The sequence below is a fragment of the Marinobacter lipolyticus SM19 genome (assembly GCF_000397065.2).
Lineage (GTDB): Bacteria > Pseudomonadota > Gammaproteobacteria > Pseudomonadales > Oleiphilaceae > Marinobacter > Marinobacter lipolyticus.
In genome coordinates, this window is sequence record NZ_KE007306.1 from 131,898 (window position 1) to 151,360 (window position 19,463).

Genomic DNA, 19,463 nt, shown 5'->3' on the forward strand with positions numbered 1-19,463 from the left:
TTCCTTCCAATGATACGAGCGCAAGACGCCACCCATATCGACCTTCCCGGTCTGATCCGTCTCCAGGCCGATGCCCGGGCTCTGAAACTACCGGCTGCCCGCCCTGTACGGAGTAAGCAGGCCGGAGTGCAACGATCCCCCAGACGGGGCCGGGGCATGGCGTTTGCCGAGGTTCGGCAATACCAGCCCGGAGACGATATCCGCAGTATCGACTGGCGGGTTACTGCACGACGCCAGTCCCCGCACACCAAGCTCTACGAGGAAGAGCGCGAACGTCCGGTGTTGCTGTTGTGCGACCTGAGCCCAAGCCTGTTCTTTGCCAGTATCGGCGCCTACAAACAGGTGCGTAGCGCCCAGCTTGCCGGCATCCTTTCCTGGCTGGCACTTTGGTCTGGTGACCAGGTAGGGGGGATTGTATTCAACGGCCGGGAACTGACCGTTCAACGCCCTGCACGACGTAAGAAATCAGTGCTTCAGTTGCTCGACACTCTGGCAAAATTACAGAAGAAGCCAGAAGCGATCAAAACAGCGGATCTTCAGGAATCTTCGTTGACAGCCAATCTCGATACAGCACTACGGGAAGCCCGACGAGTAGCCCATACCGGCAGCCGAATCTTCGTGCTCAGTGATTTCCTGTCGATCAGCACGGAAACCTCGCGGCTGCTTGGCGCCCTTGCCAGGCACAATTCCGTCAGTGCGCTGCGTATCGCCGACCCTCTGGAACTTCATTTGCCGGAAAGTGGGCGCTTCGCTGTCGCCAGTGAGGAGGGCCCGGTGTGGTTCGACGCCGGTAACCCGCAATTCCAGAAAGCCTGGCACGAAAAAGTGGAGCGTCATGAAAACGAACTGGCTGAGTGTTTTCGTACCTCCGGCATTGTCCCTGCCACGGTGATGACCAGTGACGAGCCAGCGGTTATCCTCCAGTCCCAATTGGGCCCGCGGGGGCGAATCGGATGATGGAACAGGATCCGTTAAGCCAACTCAGGGACATTCACTTGCCTGAAACCGGGGGCTTCTGGCCACCAGCTCCGGGATGGTGGATCCTCCTTGTGCTGCTTGTCATGCTGCTCATCGCTGGCCTTCTTGTTATCCGTCACAAACAAAAGAAAAACCGCTGGCTCAAGCTCGCCCGTCGGGAATTGAACCGGCTGGCCCAACAGGCCTCTCAGGAACCACGATGGTTCGCACAGCTCAACACTTTGCTGAAACAGTGCGCCCGGGAACGCTACCCGGGAGAACATCCAGAGGCGATGAGTGGTTCGAGTTGGGCGGGCTTCCTGGTGAAAACCAGCCCCGATCAACGGGTGGCGTCGCGCTCCCTTGTTGAAGCCATGATTAACAGCTGCTGGCGGCCGGAAGCAGAAACCACTCCGGAACAGGCGCTGACGTTTGCCCGTTCCTGGCTGGAGGGGCAAAAATGCTGAGCCTCGCCTATCCGTGGGTACTGATTCTGGTACTGGCACCGTTGCTGGTACGACTTGGGAAACGTGGCGGACAATCCGTTGAAGCGCCGGTCCTTCCCGTTGGTCACTGGTTGTCCGATCTTCCGGGGGTCAGCCGAAGCGGTAACCGTCTGCCCTGGTGGCAACTGGTAATGCTCGTGCTCATGTGGGTACTGTTGATCATTGCGGCCGCCAGGCCCCAGCACGTGGGCGATCCCCTCCAGCTACCGGTCAGCGGGCGAGATCTGTTGCTGGCCGTGGATATTTCTCCCAGCATGGATGAACAGGACATGATCATCCAGGGACGTGGTATTAATCGCCTGCAGGCAGTGAAGCGGGTCGTAGACGACTTTATCCAACGTCGCGAAGGCGACCGTCTGGGGCTTTTACTCTTTGGTACTGAGCCTTATATCCAGGCCCCTCTGACTTTTGATCTGGCGACCGTGAGCACGCTGCTGCACGAATCCGGCATCGGCATGGCTGGCCGCGCCACCGCAATCGGTGATGCCATCGGGTTGGCCGTTAAACGCCTGAGAGACCGTCCACAGGAACAGCGCGTGGTCATCCTGTTAACCGATGGTGCGAATACTGCCGGGGAAATTACGCCAGACAAGGCCACGGAAATTGCCAAAGCCACCGGTGTGCGTATTTACACCATTGGCATTGGGGCCGAATCGATGATCCAGCGCGGCTTGTTGGGCTCCCGCCAGGTCAACCCGTCCCGGGACCTGGATGAACAACTGCTGCAGCAAATGGCTGATCAGACCGGGGGCAAATACTTCCGCGCTCGCAGCCTGCCGGAACTGGAACTGATCTACGAAAATATTGACCAACTGGAACCCATCGAACTGGAAGGCAAACACTACCGACCTGTCACCGATTTGTTTGTGTGGCCGGCCGCTCTGTCGGTGCTGCTGTGGCTCTTGCTGCAACTGCTCAAGCTGTTGAATTCCACCCGCCACGAAAAGGGGAACCACCATGGGTGATTTCCATTTTCTCCGCCCGCTGTGGCTGTTACTGCTTCTGGTTATCCCGATAATACCCCTGCTCTATCGCAAGGCGCGTCAAAGCGACAGCGGCTGGACCCGCATCATTCCAGAGCCACTGTTGCGCCCGGTCATCAGTCGGTTTGGCCATTCGGGGCTCCATCGCCGGTCGCCCTTATTGCCAGCCACTCTGGCCGTGCTTGTTCTCTCTATCGCCCTGGCTGGTCCCGCATGGCGCCAGGCACCCACCCCGTTGCAACAACAGAACGACAGCCTGGTAATTATTCTGGATCTGTCACTGTCCATGCTGGCGACCGATGTAGAGCCGGATCGTCTGACCCTGGCGAAGCGAAAGATTCGCGATATCCTCAGGCAACGGGAAGGCAGCCTCACAGGGCTGGTGGTCTATGCTGCCGACGCCCATGCAGTCAGCCCCCTGACCGATGATCGCAATACCATTACCGGCATGCTGGGGGTGCTGGAACCGGTAATTATGCCAGCGACGGGTAATCGTGCTGATCTTGGGGTCGCAAGGGGCCTGGAACTGCTGGAACAGGGAGCGCCCGGCAAGGGCCGGATGCTATTGATTACCGATGATGTCAGTGATCGATATCAGGATCGCATCACCCAGGCTCTCGGGGGCAGCCGCTTTGCACTGAATACCCTGGTTGTCGGTACCGCGGAAGGTGGGCCGATCCCACTACCGAAAAGGGGATTCATTCGCGACAATGGTGATATTGTCATGGCCAAGGCCAGCCCCTCGGCCCTGCAACATCTGGCTCAGAGCAATGGTGGGAGAAGTCATCATCTGACCATCGACGATACCGACATCAACAACCTCGGGCTGCTTGGCGAAAACGCTGAGGACTGGCAGGAAAGCGAACGCGACCTGACGGTGGATCGCTGGCAGGACGACGGCTATTGGCTGCTTTGGCTAGCGTTACCCCTGGTTCTCATAGGCTGGCGCCGGGGAACGCTTGCGCTGGTACTGTTTACACTGCTGCCCCTTACACCCCGACCGGCCATGGCACTGGAATGGTCCGAACTCTGGTTGCGGGAAGACCAGCGGGCGCCCGAGATGATTGCCGCCGATGCCGAAACGGCTGCCCAGCGACTGAGGGATCCACAGTGGCGCGGCAGTGCCCAATACCATGCCGGTGATTATGAAGCAGCGGCCGATTCCTTTGCGACTGGTGACAGCCCCCGTGCCCACTATAACCGGGGCAATGCACTGGCAAGGGCGGGACAACTCGAAGAGGCAATCAATGCATACGATCAGGCCCTGGCGGCTCAACCGGACATGGAAGATGCCCGCTTCAACCGCGACATCGTTCAGCAATTGCTGGAGCAACAGCAGAAAAACGATTCCGGGGAAAACGGCGACTCTGATCAACAGAGCAGTGACCAGCAGAACCAACAACAACAGAAACCCGGTGATGGCTCCGGCCAACAGAACCAGAACAGTCAGCAGGGCAAGCAATCCGGAGATCGGGACAGCGAACAACAGAGCCAACAAGGCGAGCAGCGTGGCGAACAGAACCCGGAGCAACCCTCTCAACAGCCACAGCAGCAACAGGCCGGGAACCCTTCCGGGCAAGACTCTGCCACACCAAACGGGGAGGCACCCGCAGACATCTCGGAACAGCCCCTCACCCAAGGCCAGGAACAATGGTTGAGGCGAATCCCCGATGACCCCGGCGGTCTTCTGAGACGCAAGTTCCTCCAACAGTACCAGCAACGAGATACACAACCCGATGAGGGCGACACGCCATGGTAAAGCGGCTCGCAATTCCCTTTATTCTGATCACCCTGCTCTTCTCCCTGGGGTGGCCGGCGCACGCCGAGAGCAAGCTGGTGGTAGAGCCAGATCGGACCAGGCTCTATGAGGGCGAAGTGCTGACACTGACCGTCCGGGGCAGTATGGAAATCGACATCAATCTCGGCAACCTGTTTGATCTGGACATCTCCACCTTACCGTCACCGGATATAGGGAAAGTGGAGGATGATTTCGAGATTATCGGTCGTAACCAGCGCTACAGTATCCGTACCGTAAATAACAACATGATGGGTGAAATCACCTGGACCTACCAGTTAGCGCCCAAAAAGACCGGCGAGCTGACTATTCCCCCGCTCAAATTCCAGGATGCCAGTTCCGACCCCGTCAAAATCAACGTCGTGGCGGGCACATCACCGGATCAGCAACCCGAATCCCGGGACAGTTTTATCGAGTTGTCGACCGACAAGGACGAAGTCTATGTACAGGAACAGTTGGTTCTGACCATCAAGCTGTTCTTCAGTGGCAACCTGATTCGCGGCGAGTTATCAGAACCCGAGCACCCCAACGCCATCATCGAAAACCTTGGCAAACAAAGGGAATACAGCCGCTACCGCAACGGTATTCGCTTCAGGGTGGTCGAGAGGCGCTACGCCATTTACCCCCAACAACCGGGTGAATTCAGCTTGAATGCCATTCGCTTCGAGGGTCGTGCCCGGACTCCGGAGGGGCAACTGAAATTCCTCCGCGATAGCGAGAAGCTGTTCGACATCCCGGTGAAAGGCATTCCCGACAGCTTCACCGGTGACACCTGGCTACCCGCCAGCGAACTGGAGCTTTCGGATTCAGGACTGCCGGACAATCTAAACCTGTCCACCGGGCTTAACCTGACCCGAACCCTGTCACTCAGTGCTCAGGGACTGCCATCAGAAGCCCTGCCACCGTTCCCGGAGCAGGCCGTCCCGGGTATTCGAACCTATCCGGAGCAACCTGAACGTTCAGCTAACAGCGACCGAGACGGGATATCATCCACCCTTACGCAAACCACCGCACTGGTTCCCATAGAGCCTGGCAACCTGGTGTTACCGGAAATCCGGATTCCATGGTGGGACACCGACGCGGATGAAGAGAAGATCGCTGTGATTCCGGCGAGAACCCTGTCAGTGAGTGCATCGCCAGACCTGACAACAACCTCAGGACAAAGCGCAGCCTCATCGGAACAGAGCATGGAAGCAGCCAACCTCGACACTGGTGATAGCGCTGGGCAAGCATCTTCCTCCTGGTTCTGGCCCATGGTGAGCCTGATACTGGCCCTTGGCTGGCTGGTGACAGTCGCAGCCTGGTGGTTCAGCCGAAGAAACTCGCCCTCTCCTGCCAGACAGGCGGCTCCGGATAACGGTGAAAAAGCGCTGTTCCGGGAATTGTGTAAGGTTGCGGAGGAAGGCGACCCACGAACCCTGGAGCTGTTACCCAGATGGGCCACCCGGTATTTCCACAATCAGAAGTTTGACAGTGTTGCCGACGTCTGCCGCTACGTCGCAGACGAGCATCTGGACCGTGAGCTGGAGGCCCTACAGAGATGGCTGTTTGGCAAACACGATGAGGCCGGAAACTGGGATGGCAAGCCTCTGGTTGCAGTCCTGAAAGCGTTGCGGGGAAAGGAAACCCACCAGCAGGCACAGGATCGTCTGCCTCCCCTGTACCCGGAGGGACTGGCCAGCCGCTGACAGGACAGGTCCTGCCGGGAGCCTCCCTCAATTTCGCAGCTGGTGATCAATAATCAGGGTAGCCGCCACACTTTGATCATTACTGACGGTAACGGGCTCTTTCAGTTCACCCTGCCAGTCGCCCGCCTGGGGCATGGCGTTACCGGTCCGGGACAGCCGCGCCACCAGTAACACTTCCGAGGCGTCAGACAACCGATTGTCCGGTGACATGGCATTACGGTCATCGAGTCGAATGTCCGCAGGCAAATCACCGGCGCTCAGCCGTGCTACAGCCAGAGGTGCCGAACCCTGACTACCGCTTCTACGGGCAAACACAAACAGGGTTGTATCCGTGGGCACCTCGCCCGCAAACGCCTCCGACAATTCAACTCGCACGGTCACTCCGGGGCCGGAGACTGACGCTGTCGCACTCTCCGGCACTTCCTGCCCCAGGCGTTGATAAGCCTCGCTTATGCCTTGACGAATGGAGCCAAGCTGAGGGTGATCCGGAGCAGCCGCAACAATACGTTCCCAGTAGTCAATCGCATCCTCATAGTTCTGCTGGCTGAATGCGGATATACCTAACAGACCGAGGGCATTCACTTCATCAGGGTTCAGTGCCCGCGCTTTCTCAATGGCACGTGTTACCCCCGCGTCCAGGGCGCCCTGACTGTTAAAAAACAGGGCTTGGGCAGACAGTCCCCATGCCGTGGCTTCGGCCTGATCATTCCCCTTAACCTGTTCCGCCAACCGTTCAAAGGCCCAGGCGGCGTCTTTGTACCGTTCCAGGCGCATATAACTGCGCCCCAGCATAGCCCAGCCGTCGGCATTGTCCGGATTGGCTTCCAGGCGCTCCCGTAGCTGAGTTGTCAGTTGGTTCATTTGCTGGACACGATCGCCGTCCGAAGCGATCATTTCCTGCATCGCGAGGTATTGTTCCAGATCATCCATCGCGCCCCATTGCTGGTACAGGAAAACCGCGGCGGCAGGGATCAGGGCAAAGCTCACAATGGCAATGGCCATGGAACTTTTGCGACCTCGCACCCTGGTGGCTGACTTGCCCTCCTGCTCAGTGGCATCGGGCACATCATCAAGCATGCTGCCCGCCAGTTCGTCCCGGAGCTGCTGGTAGTTTTCCTGATCGAGGATACCGGCCTGGTACTCACTCTCCAGCTCCGCCATCCGTGATCTGTAGGCCATCAGGTTCTGATTCCTCAGGTCGGTCTGCTGTTGCCGTCCTGCCCGGTGAGAAAACAGCGGCCAGATGATAAATGCCAGGGCCAGAATGATGAGCGCGGCGGCGAAAAGCCAGAAAGTATCAGTCATAAGAAGGTCGTGGTTTTTCCATGGGGAGTTGGAGAATCAATTCAGGAGACATTATTCCCGGTCTTTATCGGCCAGCAGCCTGTTAACCCGGGCCTGCTCATCGGCGGTCAGACTTGGCGCCTGGTCATTGCGGCGACGCGACCGGATAACAATGCCGGCAACTGCCAGCAAACCAACACCGACAGCTATGGCCGGCGTTGCCCACAGCAGTATGGTACGGCGATCAACCTCGGGCTTGTAACGGACAAATTCGCCAAAGCGATCCACCAGATCCCCGACAATCTCATCATTACTCGCGCCATCCTGCATCATCCGGTACACACGGTCGCGCATGTCTTTTGCTATGGGGGCGTTGGAGTCAGCAATGTTCTGGTTCTGGCACTTCGGGCAACGCAGCTCCGCCGTGAGATCCCGGTATCGCTGCTCTTCCTTTAGTGACTCAAAGCCTTGAGCATTGGCTTCATCAGCACTCGCCTGAAACGCCAGCGACATCGCGAGCAGTATCAGGACAACCAGTCGTGTCACGATGCATCCTCCCGATACTGCTTGACCAGAGGCTCCAGATCCTCTTTCCAGACCTTCTCATTAACCACGCCCACATGCCGGTAACGAACCACCCCGTCTGTATCAATGACGTAGGTTTCCGGGGCTCCGTATACTCCCAGGTCAAATCCCAGGGTGCCTTTCGGGTCATAGATGGTCCGTTCGTATGGGTTGCCAAGACGCTCCAGCCATCCCAGGGCCTCCTCACGATTGTCCTTGTAGTTGAGGCCGATGATGCGGACGCCCTGCTCCTGTGCCAGCCACAGCAGATCGTCATGCTCATCCCGACAGGCCGGGCACCAGGTACCCCAGACATTCAGCAACGAAACCTGCCCCAGGAATACCCCGGCATCCAGTTTCGTTCCGGGTTGCTCCAGGTCATCCAGGGTGAAGGCCGGAACCGTTTTACCGATCAGCGCCGACTCCAGCCGGGTCGGGTCCTTCCCGATCCCCGCAAACAACACGATACCCAGAACAACAACCAGAATTAATGGAACAAACAGAAACACACGCTTCATGACATCGCCTCTGCTACATCGCCACGACGGCCAGATTCTATGCCCTGCCTGTCAGACACCCGCTCACGAATACGGTAACGGCGATCGGCAATGGCGAGGAAACCACCGGCAGCCATGAACAATGCTCCCAGCCACAACCAGCGCACCAGCGGTTTGTACTGTATGCGGATGGCCCAGGCGTCATCGGTGATACGTTCGCCAATCGCGACAAACACATCCCGGAACAGTCCTGCATCTATGGCTGCTTCGGTCATTACGTTGCGCTGAACCTGGTACTGACGCTTTTCAGGGTGCAGTGTTGCCACATACTGACCATCAAGAGAGAGGTCAAACGAGCCATACTGCGCCGTGAAGTTCTGACCACGACGCTCGCCAATATCCGTGAACTGGATCTGGTAATCTCCAATCATCGCAGTGTCTCCGGGAGTCATTCGCACATCCCGTTCAACTCCATAATTCGATACCACCGTTGCGCCCGCCATGGTGATCGCCAACCCGAGGTGCCCAAGCACCATGCCGTAGTAACTGCGAGACTGACGTTTCAGCCCCTGCAACCGCCCCTTTCTGGACGCCGACTTGTCCCAGAGATCCCAGAACGTGGCGACCGTCACCCAGATGGCGACAAAACAGCCAGCAAACGCCCAGGGCTTGAATGTGCCGTAGGTCACCATCACTGCCGCTGTTGCCACAACGCTGATGGCCAATGGCCACAGCAGCTTGCGGCCGAGCCAGCCGCCATCGGTTTTCTTCCAGCGCGAGAAGATCCCGGCGCCCAACAACAAACCGGCAGCCAGCGCCAGCGGACTGAAGGTCAGATTAAAGAATGGTTCACCAATGGACAGGCGCCCCATATCAAGATAATCCAGCACCAATGGATACAGCGTACCCACCATGACCAGCAACGTTGCGGCCACCAGAAGCACATTGTTGAGAAGCAGGAAGATCTCACGGGACAGAGAGCCATAACGGGCCCGCACGTGTACCACTGGCGCCCGGAAGGCGTACAGGGCCAGACTGGAAACGATGGTGATAGCCAACAGTGCCAGCAGGAAAGTGCCCCGTTCAGGATCGGAAGCAAAGGCGTGGACCGATGTCAGCACGCCTGAGCGCACCAGGAAGGTGCCCAGCAGGCTGAGGGAAAAGGTGACAATAGCCAGCAATACCGTCCAGCTCTTGAACACACCCCGCTTCTCAGTAACTGCCAGGGAGTGCATCAGCGCCGTGCCGGATAACCAGGGCAACAGCGAGGCATTCTCAACCGGGTCCCAGAACCACCAACCGCCCCAGCCAAGTTCGTAGTACGCCCACCAACTCCCCAGGGCAATACCCAACGACAGGAAGGCCCAGGCTACGGTCGTCCACGGACGTGACCAGCGCGCCCATGCCGCATCCAGACGGCCGTTGATCAGTGCGGCAATAGCAAAAGCAAATGCCACAGAGAAACCTACATACCCCATGTACAGCATGGGCGGGTGAACGATCAGACCAAAATCCTGCAATAACGGGTTGAGGTCAGCTCCGTCCGCCGGCACGTTTGGCAGCATCCGGTCGAACGGATTCGAGGTCATAATGATGAAGAGCAGAAAACCCACGCTGACGATCCCCATCACTGACAGCACCTGGGCGATCATTACCGATGGCAGCCGGCGGCTGAATATCGCGACCGCCAGGGTCCACCCCGCCAACATCAGGATCCACAGTAGCAGTGATCCCTCATGACCGCCCCACACGGCACTGAACTTGTAATACCAGGGCAGCATGCTGTTGCTGTTATTGGCGACATACGCCACAGAGAAGTCATCGGTCACAAAGGCATGGGTAAGAATCCCGAAAGCAATGGCGATGAACACGAACAGTCCGGCGGACAACGGGCGCGCATACGCCTGTAAGGTATCACGACCGGTTACCGAGCCCACCAGCGGGACCACGGAAAGGAGCACTGCAAGCAGCAGCGCCAGTATCAGTGAAAACTGTCCGAGTTCCGGATACATCAAACCTCTCCAAACATCAAAAATGTGTCGTCGTGTCAGTAGGCCGTTTCAGGACCACTGCTGTCGCCGGCTTTATGTGTTCCGGCGGACGCCCGCTCAAGAGCCTCGGCCACTTCAGGCGGCATGTAGTTCTCATCGTGCTTGGCCAGCACCTGATCCGCCACAAACCGCCCGCTCGCATTCAGCCGCCCCATGGCGACCACGCCCTGCCCTTCGGCAAACAGGTCCGGCAGGATGCCGGTGTACTCAACCAGCACCGACGAATTGAAGTCGGTCACCCTGAACTCCACCTTCAGGCTTTCCGGGTCCCGCTGCACTGAGCCTTCTTCCACCATCCCACCGGCACGTATTCTCACGTCCAGCGGGGCATCACCGGCGGCAATCTGGCTGGGGGCGTAGAACAGATTAATATTCTGGCGCAGGGCATAGGTGGTCAGCCCCACAGCCACGGCAATCCCTGCCAGCAAGAAGAGCACTATGGTCAGTCGTTTTTTTCGGATCGGATGCATCGTTATCCTGCCATTCAGTCTTGAGAAACTTTTACACGGGTAAAGCTGGCGGCCGGGGCATTCTGGCCTGCAGCCGTCCCGCTGGCCGTTGCCCGGCTCAGCTCCCTACGCTGTGCAGCGATCACCTGGCGCCGCTGGCGAAGTGACCAGAACACCAGGCCGCCCAGGAGCAGGACGAACACCCCGTAACAGGTCCAGACATAGGGACCATGCCCGTCCATGGCAATAAATGCGGCCAGTGAATCAAATGCCATGTCGTCAGCTCCTTCCTGCCAGCACCAGCTCTTTTACCCAGCGGGTGCGGCGTTCACGAATCAGAATTTCCGTCTGCATGCGCAAGCATGCGAACCAGCCAAAGATCAGGTAAAGACCCAATACCGATAACAATAAAGGCACCCACATTTCGGCGGGCATCGAGGGCTTTTCCGTGAGCTTGAAAGTGGCGGGCTGATGAAGCGTATTCCACCATTCCACCGAGTACTTGATAATGGGTATATTCACCACCCCGACCAGAACCAGCACAGCGACGGCCCGCGCCGATGACTTCTCGTCGGAAATCGCCGCGCCCAGGGCAATCACACCAAAATACAGGAATAACAATATCAGCATGGAGGTCAGGCGAGCGTCCCAGATCCACCAGGTGCCCCAGGTGGGTTTACCCCATACCGCACCGGTAAACAGCGCCAAAAACGTTAACACGGCACCCACCGGCGCCACCGATTTGACGAAGACATCTGCCAGCTTCATGCGCCAGACCAGAGTCACCGCCGCAGCCACCGCCATCATGATATACACGGACTGAGCCAGGAAGGCCGAGGGCACGTGAATAAAGATGATCCGGTAACTGTTGCCCTGAAGGTAGTCCTGAGGGGCGAACGCCAGGCCCCAGATCAGGCCAGCAAACAGCAGGGCTACCCCGCCCAACAACAGCCAGGGCATCAGCCGGTTGGCCATGCCGAAGAACCATTTCGGAGAGCCCAGCTTATGAAAGAGTTGCCACATCAGGTTGTTACCTTTTACCTTTGCTTTTACGTTGTTACGCGTTTGACAGACTGATTCGCAGTGCTGCCGCTGACGCAAACGGTGCCAGTGTTACCGCCAACACCAGGAATGCGCTCATTAACGCCACATAACCACTCACCGGGGCACCCTCCCCCGCAGCAGCCACAGTGCCGGTACCAAAAATCAGCACCGGAATGTACAGCGGAATAATCAACAGAGACAACAGCACTCCCGCCGACCTCAGCCCGAGGGTCAATGCCGCACCGATGGCTCCGATCAGACTGAGCACGGGCGTTCCAATCAGCAGCGTTAGACACAAAACCCCGATAGAGTTCCCGTCCAGATGCACCATAATGCCCAAAATCGGTGCCAGCAGAACCAGGGGTAACCCTGTCAGCACCCAGTGGGCCGCTACTTTCGCCAGCACCAGCAGAAACAGGGGCTGGGGCTGAAGCACCAATTGTTCCAGGGTGCCGTCATCGTAGTCATGCCGGAACAGGTGATCCAGAGATAACAACACGGACAGCAACGCCGCCACCCACAGGATACCGCTACCGGCCTGCTGTAGAAATGACACTTCCGGGCTAACACCAAGGGGGAATAGAGTCACTACCATGATAAAGAACAACAGGGGATTCAGCAGGTCCTGCCTTTGCCGAAAAGCAGCCTTGAGATCCCTCAGGAAAAGCGCTTTCATGGCCCTGACACTGCCAACGGATTCTGTGACAGGACGCCAGCCGGCCCGGGTATCAGAAGTCATCGCCGGCTCCCAAAGTAATACGCTGCATTGATGGTAGCTGCAGATCGTGGTGTGTTGTCACGACGATAGCACCACCATCCCGGGCCCTCTGAACCAGCAGGGTTTCCAGCGCAGCCACACCATCGATGTCAATCGCGGTGAACACTTCATCAAGAATCCACAGAGGCTCATCGGCGATCAGCAACCGCGCCAACGCTACCCGACGTTGTTGGCCCGCAGACAGACGGCGACAGGGTACATCTTCGAATCCGGCCAGCCCTGTGCCGGTCAATGCCTGCCTCAGCAGGTCGTCGCTCACCGCCTTCCTGCCCGCCATCAGGGCGCGCAGATTCTCCATCGGCGTCAGCAGCGGTTTGATCCCGGGTCGATGTCCGATATACAGCATATTGCGCACGAATTCGTCACGCTGGTATGAGCGGGATTCCCCTAACCACAACAGGTCGCCGGACCAGGCATCGTTCAGGCCAGCCAGGATCCTGAGCAGCGTTGTCTTACCGGAGCCATTGGGCCCCTCGACACGGGTCAGAGTACCGGGCAGTATGGAGAAAGAGAGATCCCGGAACAGCATCCGGTCGTCGCGCTCACACTGCAGATTGACAGCCTGTAGTAACGGCTCAGACATCAGGGCCCCAGATCTGGAACAACGCGGGGGGTAGACCGGCGTTGTGGACATTCAATTCTGCCCCCGCCAGATACAAAGTATTAACGGGAGTTCAGAGATTTCAGACAGGCAATAGTTACCAGCGCGGCGTATTATAACGAAACCGTGTCATGATTACTCTTGCCGAGAATCAAATCAGCGCCGATGAAATTACCAAACGGTAACCCAACACCGCCGCCTTCTGGCGAACAAACCAGATTGCCCGCAAGCGGAGCCGCCAGAGACCCGCAACTGCCGGCTTCCACTGCGGTTTCGGCCAGGCAGCAGCTGGACCAGTTACAGCTTGCCAACCGGGAAGTTGCCCTAGCCCGCGTCGCAGAAGTACTCAACCGGCAACAGGGCGCCGCACAGCAATTAATGCTGGACGTGCGGGGGCGCAGCCTGACCGTTCAAGCCGCCATCGGGGACACCACTCTGGAGACCGGGGACTGGGTCAAGGTCATGCGCGCCGGTAATGAGCTGCAACTGATGGGAAAACTGGCGCAGACGCAAGAAGCCGGCATTGCCCGTGCGTTGGCACAGCGGCTGCCATGGCAACAAAGCATTGAGGGTGGGCTGGCACGGATGCTCTCGGCGCTCGCCCAAGGCACTCGGCAGGAGCCAGCAGGGACGACCTTACCGTCCGCCCAGACACCGCAACCGTTGGCACCGTCGGTGCGCCAGGCGATTGAGCAGCTGGTTAATCGCCTACCGGGCACGACCAGCCTTGCCACATCCGGCAGTGCGACCGAGGCGGGACTACAGGTGCGCCAGTGGATCGCTGAAAGCGGCCTGTTTGCCGAAGCACGACTCGCCCAGAGTCGGGAGCCCACGCTACCAGACCTGAAACTGGCCCTCGGGCGAATCATAACCGCCCTGCTCAGCCAGCAGGGAAGCGGCCCGGAACAGTTCAACCGACTGACCCCTCTTGCCACCCCGGAGCTGGTCCAGGCCCCCCTGCAATTTCCCAACATATTAACACCCCCGGCACCACAGAGCTCTGCGGAACCTCCCACCGTGGGCCAGATGCTACGACTGCTGGCGGGAATGCTGAACCGGATTACCGTCAACCAGCTTCACAGTCAGGTGCTGTCGACTCGCACCACGGCAGACACCCCGGCGCCGGTCTCCACCCTACTCCTGGAGTTGCCCTGGGTGACACCCCAGAACGAACCCAGGATTGCCCAGCTACGCATCGAACACGAGAATCCCGAAGGCGACCCTGCCGGCAAAAAAAGGGCCGCGAGTATCGCCGAGTGGCGGCTTTCTCTGGCGATGGATCTGGATGACGCCGGCCCGGTGCACTTTGACGTGGCCCTGCGACAAGAACAGATATCCGCGCGAGTCTGGGCGGAAAAGCAAAGCACACTCAGGCAGGTCCAACAGGAACTACCTACGCTGCGTCAGAGCCTGTCCGAGCTGGGGCTTGAGGTGACCGATCTGGACTGCCGTCGTGGCAGCCCCCAGGGCTCAACCACACGACTGGAACATCGACTGGTGGATACCAAGGCATGAAACAGGGCGATCAACATTCATCTCCAGCCGCGGTGGCGCTGAAGTACGATGGCAAAAAAGCGCCCACCATTGCGGCGACCGGCACCCATGAGCTGGCCGAAGAGATCATTCGCATTGCCCGGGAGCATAATGTTCCGCTCTACGAGAACCCGGAACTGGCCAGCATACTGGCACGACTGGAGCTGAACGAGGAAATTCCGGAAACGCTCTATCAGATCATTGCGGAAATCCTCGCCTTCGCGTTCAACCTGCAAGGCAAAACCCCCGAAGATGCCGGAAAACCAGACACGAGAGGTCAGGACACCCCTTACTCCTGAATCAGGGATCGAAGTGACCAGGCCTCCCGCCAGTTTTCCCCTTCTCGCGGAGACACAGCGGTTTCAAAGTAATGGCGCAGGCGCCGTCGGTCGTCCGGCTGATCCTTGAGCGCAGAACCGACAATATGGTGCATCAGGTGTTCCATCGTTATGGTGCCACCACCGAAGTACCAGGCATTCAGACTGGCCGCATGGGCGACCGAGACCGCCTCCGCCGTAGACAGGGCTGAGCCGGCAAGGCGATCAGTGCTGCGCCCGTCCACCGATTGCCCATTGCGCAGCTCATGGAACATGGCCACCAGAACCTCGATGACCCGCCTGTCCACTTCCACCGTGATGCCGGCCTTGAGATTGTGTTTCTGAACTTCCCGCAGCACCACCTCCATTTCATCCTCAACACGACGGATGGGTCGGATCTCTTCAAAGTCCATACGCCTTTTCAGAGCGGCACTCATCACGTGGACACCCTCGTCTACGCTGTTTGAGGTGGCCAGAACGTTAAAGCCCTCACGGGCAAACACTACACCCTCTTCGCCGTTCAGTTCCGGAATAACCACCACTCGGTCCGACAGCACGGACAGCAATGCATCCTGCAACCCCTGTGGACACCGGGCGATTTCCTCAAATCGAACCAGCCGCCCCTCCATCATGCCCCGCAACAATGGACTGGGCACCAGGGCTTTAATACACGGACCTTCACTACGCAGGATGGCCTCATTCCAGCTGTACAACAGCTGCCCCACCTGGTTCACGGCGCCACCCTGCAATGTCAGGGTCGAGCTACCGGAAGCCGCCGCCGCAATCAGCTCGGACAACCAGGATTTGGCCGTACCCGGCTCTCCCACCAGGAGGCAACCACGATCAGTGCACAATGAAACCACGATTCGTCGGACAATGGCCCGGTCGGCCACAAACTTACGCTCAATACCCAGCGACTCGTCCCCAAGCACAAACGCCTCCACAGCCCGGGGGGACATGCGCCAGCCTGGCGGCACGGGGCCACGATCCTGCCCGATCAACCGGTTCAGTTCATCGGCATAACTGACCTCGGCCGGATCCCGCTGGGCTCTGCGGGTCGATTGCGGACGTTCAGCCATCAGACGCTCCTCCTGCCGCCCCGGATTTCCGGAGCCATGCGTTCACGGGGCAAAATACGGGGCACTTCGGACAAGGGGATAATACCCTCGATAACATGATCCAGAGCACTGTCACGCATGGTAATCAACCCGGCATCCAGCGCCCGCCAGCGTAACTCGCCGATGGGGGGCTGGCTGGAAATAGCATTGCGGATATCCGCATCCACCTCCATGTACTCAACAACGGCCACCCGGCCATGGGTACCGCTGCCATTGCAATTGTCACAACCCTGCCCCGCATAACAGCGGAAGTTCGCCGGCGCCCCCTCCGGAAACAGCTCCGCCAGAATGGTTGGGTCCGGTTCCGCGGGCTGGCGGCAATGGGTACAGATGCGCTTGGCCAGGCGCTGGGCAATCACCGCCATCAGTTCACCCGCGATAGAATTCGGATGCACACCCAGATCGTAGAGCCGCTGAAGTGAGTCCACTGCGTCGTTACAGTGCAGGGTCGACAGCACCACATGCCCGGTTTGGGAGGCCCGAATGGCCTCCAGCGCAGTCTCATGGTCGCGGATCTCACCGACCAGGATTACGTCCGGATCCTCCCTCACAAACGCCCGCATGGCGTCCGCAAAACCAAAACCAATCTCTGATCGCACCCGGGTTTGCTGGACATTATCTATGGCGTACTCAATGGGATCTTCAACGGTAATCACTTTGCGCCGGCCATCGTCGGCCAGGTTCTGCAAACCAGCATACAGCGTGGTGGACTTACCCGACCCCGTTGGCCCGACCACTAGCAGCAGACCGGCCGGATTGTTCAGCAAGCGCTGATAACGGGCGCCGATGACCTGTGATATTCCCAGGTCCGCGATAGACATCGCCCTCCCGGTCTGGGGCAGCAGACGAATGATCGCATGCTCACCATGGAGAGACGGCTGGGTCTGGATTCGCAGATCGTACTTCACCTTTCCGAGCTGTAAACGGGAGCGCCCCCCTTGAGGCAAACGATGCTCGGCGATATTGAGCTCAGCGCGCAGTTTGATGACGTTTATAACGCCCTTTATCTCCCGCGGGGATAGCTGGTATTGAGGCAGTTCGTGAAGATCGCCGTCGACCCTCAACCGAATGCGGACCCGATCACCGTATTGCTCGATATGGATGTCACTGGCTCTCTCGCTGACTGCGTCCAGCAAAATAGCTTCATAGACGGAGACCAGGTAGGGGCTGATAGAGTCGTCCCCTTTACCCAGAACATCGTTCCGCGCACTGCCATCATTCAAGTGCGATCCAGCTTCCGTAGAGGCGTGGTCTGCGACAAACCGGCTCCCCTTGACGGTCAGATCCAGAGACGACCAGATACGACGAAAATCCGTCGGCGTCGCCAGCAGGCATTCGATCTCCTGGTCAGGACTCATGCGCTCGAGCTGGTCAGTACGGGCATCCGGATCGTCAGTCACAAGAGTCAACACCCCGTCGTGAGACGCAACAGGGATCAGTCGGGAAAGGTCCAGGAAGGTGCGGGAAAAGCGTCGGAACAGTTCCGGTTCGAGTTTCGGCAGCAACTGATCCGCATCGATCAGTGTCATCCCCCGCTGCTTCGCCAGAGACCGGTACAGTTCGGTCTCCTCCAGGTTCAGCTTTTGTCTCAGCACGTCCAGCAAACGCCGATTCTCAGCGGCAGCTTCAATCTTCGCCGATGCGAGGGTCTTCTCATCCACCATCCCGAGATCGATAAGCACCTGCTCAGAGTTACGATTAAAGTCAACCCAACCCAGTGTTCGCACACGTTCGAGCTTACCCGCCTCGCGCACGAACATGGCCAGGCTTGGCACTGGACCGGCACGGCCCTCCAGACAGATCAGGTGACCGCCCTCCACCAGGTACTGCCCCACACTGTCGCGGTTTACCGTGAACGTGGTGCAAACGATGGTGTCGCAGGGGGTGTCCAGCTCAAATCCGCCCTCCAGTGACGATGCGATCACCTCAATGTTATGCAGACCGAGGTGCTGAAAACGGTCTCTTGCAGCGTCCGCGACTGGCACATCCTTGTCCACGTAGATGACCTGATGGGCCAACTTCGCAAACACGGCTGTCAGATACCCGGAACCACCCCCAACATGCATGACCCGCTGGTCGGGCTCCACTTCTGGCATGACCGCCAGGATGTGGCGAACCGTCTCTTCTCTGGGAATGGAATGACCGGTAATGGAATGAACCAGATCCGCTCCGGCAACAAAATCATGGCGGGGAACTGCAGCGAGGGCCTCACGGGCCCTCTGGTAGACATACTTCATGCAACAGCATCCATAACATCACAGGGTTATGCGGCCTGCCGTTTTCTCAATGCGGAAACCAATTCGGCTTCAGGACGGGAAATGCCACAAGTGTTCATAAGATCGTCGATATCCGCACCGAGATCAACCAGTCTTGAGGCTTCATCGTATGAAATTCGCAGGGGATCGTTCTGACGCATCTCGTCCAGGGTGCCACGAAGCTCGTGCAGCTGGCGCTCGCACGTCACGAGACGCTGACCAACCCCCATGCTGCCGCTGGCCGTGGCATGTAGTTCACGCCCGAGGATGTCACACCGTTCTTTAAGACGAGCGTTGAGTTGGCGAATCTCGCGACCTTGCAATATCGCATGCACAGCCACCAGAACGAAGGCGACCGTCGTCAGCAACCACGGGATCAGGGAAGAGTATTCTGCAAACATGATGAACGTCCTCAGCTCGGTTGAACCACCGGGGCGTCCATCATGTCAACTTGCACCGGCAACTGTGTCCGGGATTACAGTGACGCGATTTCTGCCCACTCGTGGTCAGACAACATCTTGTCGAACTCGACCAGAATGATCAGTTCGCCATCCTTATTGCACACGCCCTGGATAAACTTGGCACTTTCTTCGTTACCCACGTTCGGTGCGGTTTCAATTTCGCTGGCTTTCAGGTACACCACCTCGGCAACCGAGTCCACCAGAATACCCATCACCTGGTTCGCCGACTCCATCACCACGATCCGCGTTGCATCGGTCACTTCTGACTCTGCCAGACCGAAGCGGCGCCGGGTATCGATCACCGTAACCACATTGCCCCGCAGGTTAATGATGCCGAGAACATAGTCCGGCGCACCCGGGACCGGCGCAATTTCGGTGTATCTCAACACTTCCTGGATCTGCATGACATTCAGACCGTAGGTCTCATCATCCAGTCGGAAGGTCACGTACTGCAGTACCTGATCGTCCTGGGCCTGATTTTGTTGTCCGCTTGGGGCTGCCATAGCGTTGAATCTCCTATTGGGCTGCCCGGCGGGCAACCTGATCGTCAAAAAATCATCATCAGTGCCCAATACTATAGTT

The 19,463-nt window shown here is 58.4% G+C and carries 20 protein-coding genes; 7 read left to right on the plus strand and 13 right to left on the minus strand.

The genetic code is table 11. From position 1 onward, the window contains the following. The first annotated feature begins 9 nt into the window (after positions 1-9). Genes MARLIPOL_RS00585 through MARLIPOL_RS00605 form a run of 5 tightly spaced genes read left to right on the plus strand, consistent with a single transcriptional unit; the run spans position 10 to position 5,929 of the window. On the plus strand, positions 10-957 hold the full coding sequence (locus tag MARLIPOL_RS00585) for a DUF58 domain-containing protein (protein WP_036190239.1): 948 nt from the start codon (positions 10-12) through the stop codon (positions 955-957). Next, entirely contained in the window at positions 954-1,424 is a 471-nt protein-coding gene (locus tag MARLIPOL_RS00590; RefSeq protein WP_012136099.1) for a DUF4381 domain-containing protein, read from the plus strand. Before MARLIPOL_RS00585 ends, MARLIPOL_RS00590 begins: the two co-directional genes overlap by 4 nt. Continuing rightward, a complete protein-coding gene (locus MARLIPOL_RS00595; RefSeq protein ID WP_012136100.1) occupies positions 1,418-2,428 on the plus strand; it encodes a vWA domain-containing protein in 1,011 nt (336 codons plus the stop codon). The genes MARLIPOL_RS00590 and MARLIPOL_RS00595 overlap by 7 nt, the downstream gene beginning before the upstream one ends. Next, positions 2,421-4,205: a VWA domain-containing protein gene (locus MARLIPOL_RS00600; protein ID WP_012136101.1), complete on the plus strand. Its 1,785-nt coding sequence runs from the start codon at positions 2,421-2,423 to the stop codon at positions 4,203-4,205. The genes MARLIPOL_RS00595 and MARLIPOL_RS00600 overlap by 8 nt, the downstream gene beginning before the upstream one ends. Continuing rightward, complete coding sequence (locus tag MARLIPOL_RS00605; protein ID WP_012136102.1) at positions 4,199-5,929, plus strand: BatD family protein; 1,731 nt, start codon at positions 4,199-4,201, stop codon at positions 5,927-5,929. The genes MARLIPOL_RS00600 and MARLIPOL_RS00605 overlap by 7 nt, the downstream gene beginning before the upstream one ends. A gap of 27 nt (positions 5,930-5,956) precedes the next feature. Here MARLIPOL_RS00605 and ccmI read toward each other — a convergent pair whose 3' ends face one another. From ccmI to ccmA, 9 genes are read right to left on the minus strand one after another with little or no spacing between them, the layout of a single operon-like run. Then, on the minus strand, positions 5,957-7,234 hold the full coding sequence (ccmI, locus tag MARLIPOL_RS00610; RefSeq protein ID WP_012136103.1) for a c-type cytochrome biogenesis protein CcmI: 1,278 nt from the start codon (positions 7,232-7,234) through the stop codon (positions 5,957-5,959). 51 nt (positions 7,235-7,285) lie between these two features. Beyond that, positions 7,286-7,759 (minus strand): cytochrome c-type biogenesis protein, encoded by a 474-nt coding sequence (locus MARLIPOL_RS00615; RefSeq protein ID WP_012136104.1) that lies wholly within the window; start codon positions 7,757-7,759, stop codon positions 7,286-7,288. Continuing rightward, entirely contained in the window at positions 7,756-8,295 is a 540-nt protein-coding gene (locus MARLIPOL_RS00620) for a DsbE family thiol:disulfide interchange protein (RefSeq protein ID WP_012136105.1), read from the minus strand. Before MARLIPOL_RS00620 ends, MARLIPOL_RS00615 begins: the two co-directional genes overlap by 4 nt. Continuing rightward, complete coding sequence (locus tag MARLIPOL_RS00625) at positions 8,292-10,286, minus strand: heme lyase CcmF/NrfE family subunit (protein ID WP_012136106.1); 1,995 nt, start codon at positions 10,284-10,286, stop codon at positions 8,292-8,294. The genes MARLIPOL_RS00620 and MARLIPOL_RS00625 overlap by 4 nt, the downstream gene beginning before the upstream one ends. Before the next feature lie 35 nt (positions 10,287-10,321). Then, positions 10,322-10,795 (minus strand): cytochrome c maturation protein CcmE, encoded by a 474-nt coding sequence (gene ccmE / locus MARLIPOL_RS00630; protein ID WP_012136107.1) that lies wholly within the window; start codon positions 10,793-10,795, stop codon positions 10,322-10,324. Between the two features lie 14 nt (positions 10,796-10,809). Then, complete coding sequence (gene ccmD, locus MARLIPOL_RS00635) at positions 10,810-11,049, minus strand: heme exporter protein CcmD (RefSeq protein ID WP_012136108.1); 240 nt, start codon at positions 11,047-11,049, stop codon at positions 10,810-10,812. 4 nt (positions 11,050-11,053) lie between these two features. Continuing rightward, positions 11,054-11,797, minus strand: coding sequence for a heme ABC transporter permease CcmC (gene ccmC / locus MARLIPOL_RS00640; protein WP_012136109.1), 744 nt, complete (start codon positions 11,795-11,797; stop codon positions 11,054-11,056). A 34-nt stretch (positions 11,798-11,831) separates the two neighbouring features. Beyond that, on the minus strand, positions 11,832-12,557 hold the full coding sequence (gene ccmB, locus MARLIPOL_RS00645) for a heme exporter protein CcmB (RefSeq protein ID WP_012136110.1): 726 nt from the start codon (positions 12,555-12,557) through the stop codon (positions 11,832-11,834). Further along, positions 12,547-13,179, minus strand: coding sequence for a cytochrome c biogenesis heme-transporting ATPase CcmA (gene ccmA / locus MARLIPOL_RS00650; RefSeq protein ID WP_012136111.1), 633 nt, complete (start codon positions 13,177-13,179; stop codon positions 12,547-12,549). The genes ccmB and ccmA overlap by 11 nt, the downstream gene beginning before the upstream one ends. Positions 13,180-13,362: 183 nt before the next feature. Between ccmA and fliK the strand changes: the two genes are divergently transcribed. Both fliK and MARLIPOL_RS00660 read left to right on the plus strand, forming a co-directional pair. Next, complete coding sequence (gene fliK, locus MARLIPOL_RS00655; RefSeq protein WP_036190244.1) at positions 13,363-14,712, plus strand: flagellar hook-length control protein FliK; 1,350 nt, start codon at positions 13,363-13,365, stop codon at positions 14,710-14,712. Further along, the gene (locus MARLIPOL_RS00660; RefSeq protein ID WP_012136113.1) at positions 14,709-15,029 is read left to right on the plus strand and encodes an EscU/YscU/HrcU family type III secretion system export apparatus switch protein; all 321 of its coding nucleotides are present in this window, start codon (positions 14,709-14,711) and stop codon (positions 15,027-15,029) included. The genes fliK and MARLIPOL_RS00660 overlap by 4 nt, the downstream gene beginning before the upstream one ends. Here the strand turns inward: MARLIPOL_RS00660 and MARLIPOL_RS00665 are convergent. From MARLIPOL_RS00665 to MARLIPOL_RS00680, 4 genes are all read right to left on the minus strand, one after another. Beyond that, positions 15,020-16,126 (minus strand): ATP-binding protein, encoded by a 1,107-nt coding sequence (locus tag MARLIPOL_RS00665; RefSeq protein ID WP_012136114.1) that lies wholly within the window; start codon positions 16,124-16,126, stop codon positions 15,020-15,022. The two genes, MARLIPOL_RS00660 and MARLIPOL_RS00665, sit on opposite strands and share 10 nt — an antisense overlap. Beyond that, positions 16,126-18,402: an ATPase, T2SS/T4P/T4SS family gene (locus MARLIPOL_RS00670; RefSeq protein WP_012136115.1), complete on the minus strand. Its 2,277-nt coding sequence runs from the start codon at positions 18,400-18,402 to the stop codon at positions 16,126-16,128. The genes MARLIPOL_RS00665 and MARLIPOL_RS00670 overlap by 1 nt, the downstream gene beginning before the upstream one ends. 26 nt (positions 18,403-18,428) lie before the next feature. Beyond that, positions 18,429-18,821: a DUF2802 domain-containing protein gene (locus MARLIPOL_RS00675; RefSeq protein ID WP_012136116.1), complete on the minus strand. Its 393-nt coding sequence runs from the start codon at positions 18,819-18,821 to the stop codon at positions 18,429-18,431. A gap of 74 nt (positions 18,822-18,895) precedes the next feature. Continuing rightward, positions 18,896-19,384: a chemotaxis protein CheW gene (locus MARLIPOL_RS00680; RefSeq protein ID WP_012136117.1), complete on the minus strand. Its 489-nt coding sequence runs from the start codon at positions 19,382-19,384 to the stop codon at positions 18,896-18,898. Between the last annotated feature and the right edge of the window lie 79 nt (positions 19,385-19,463).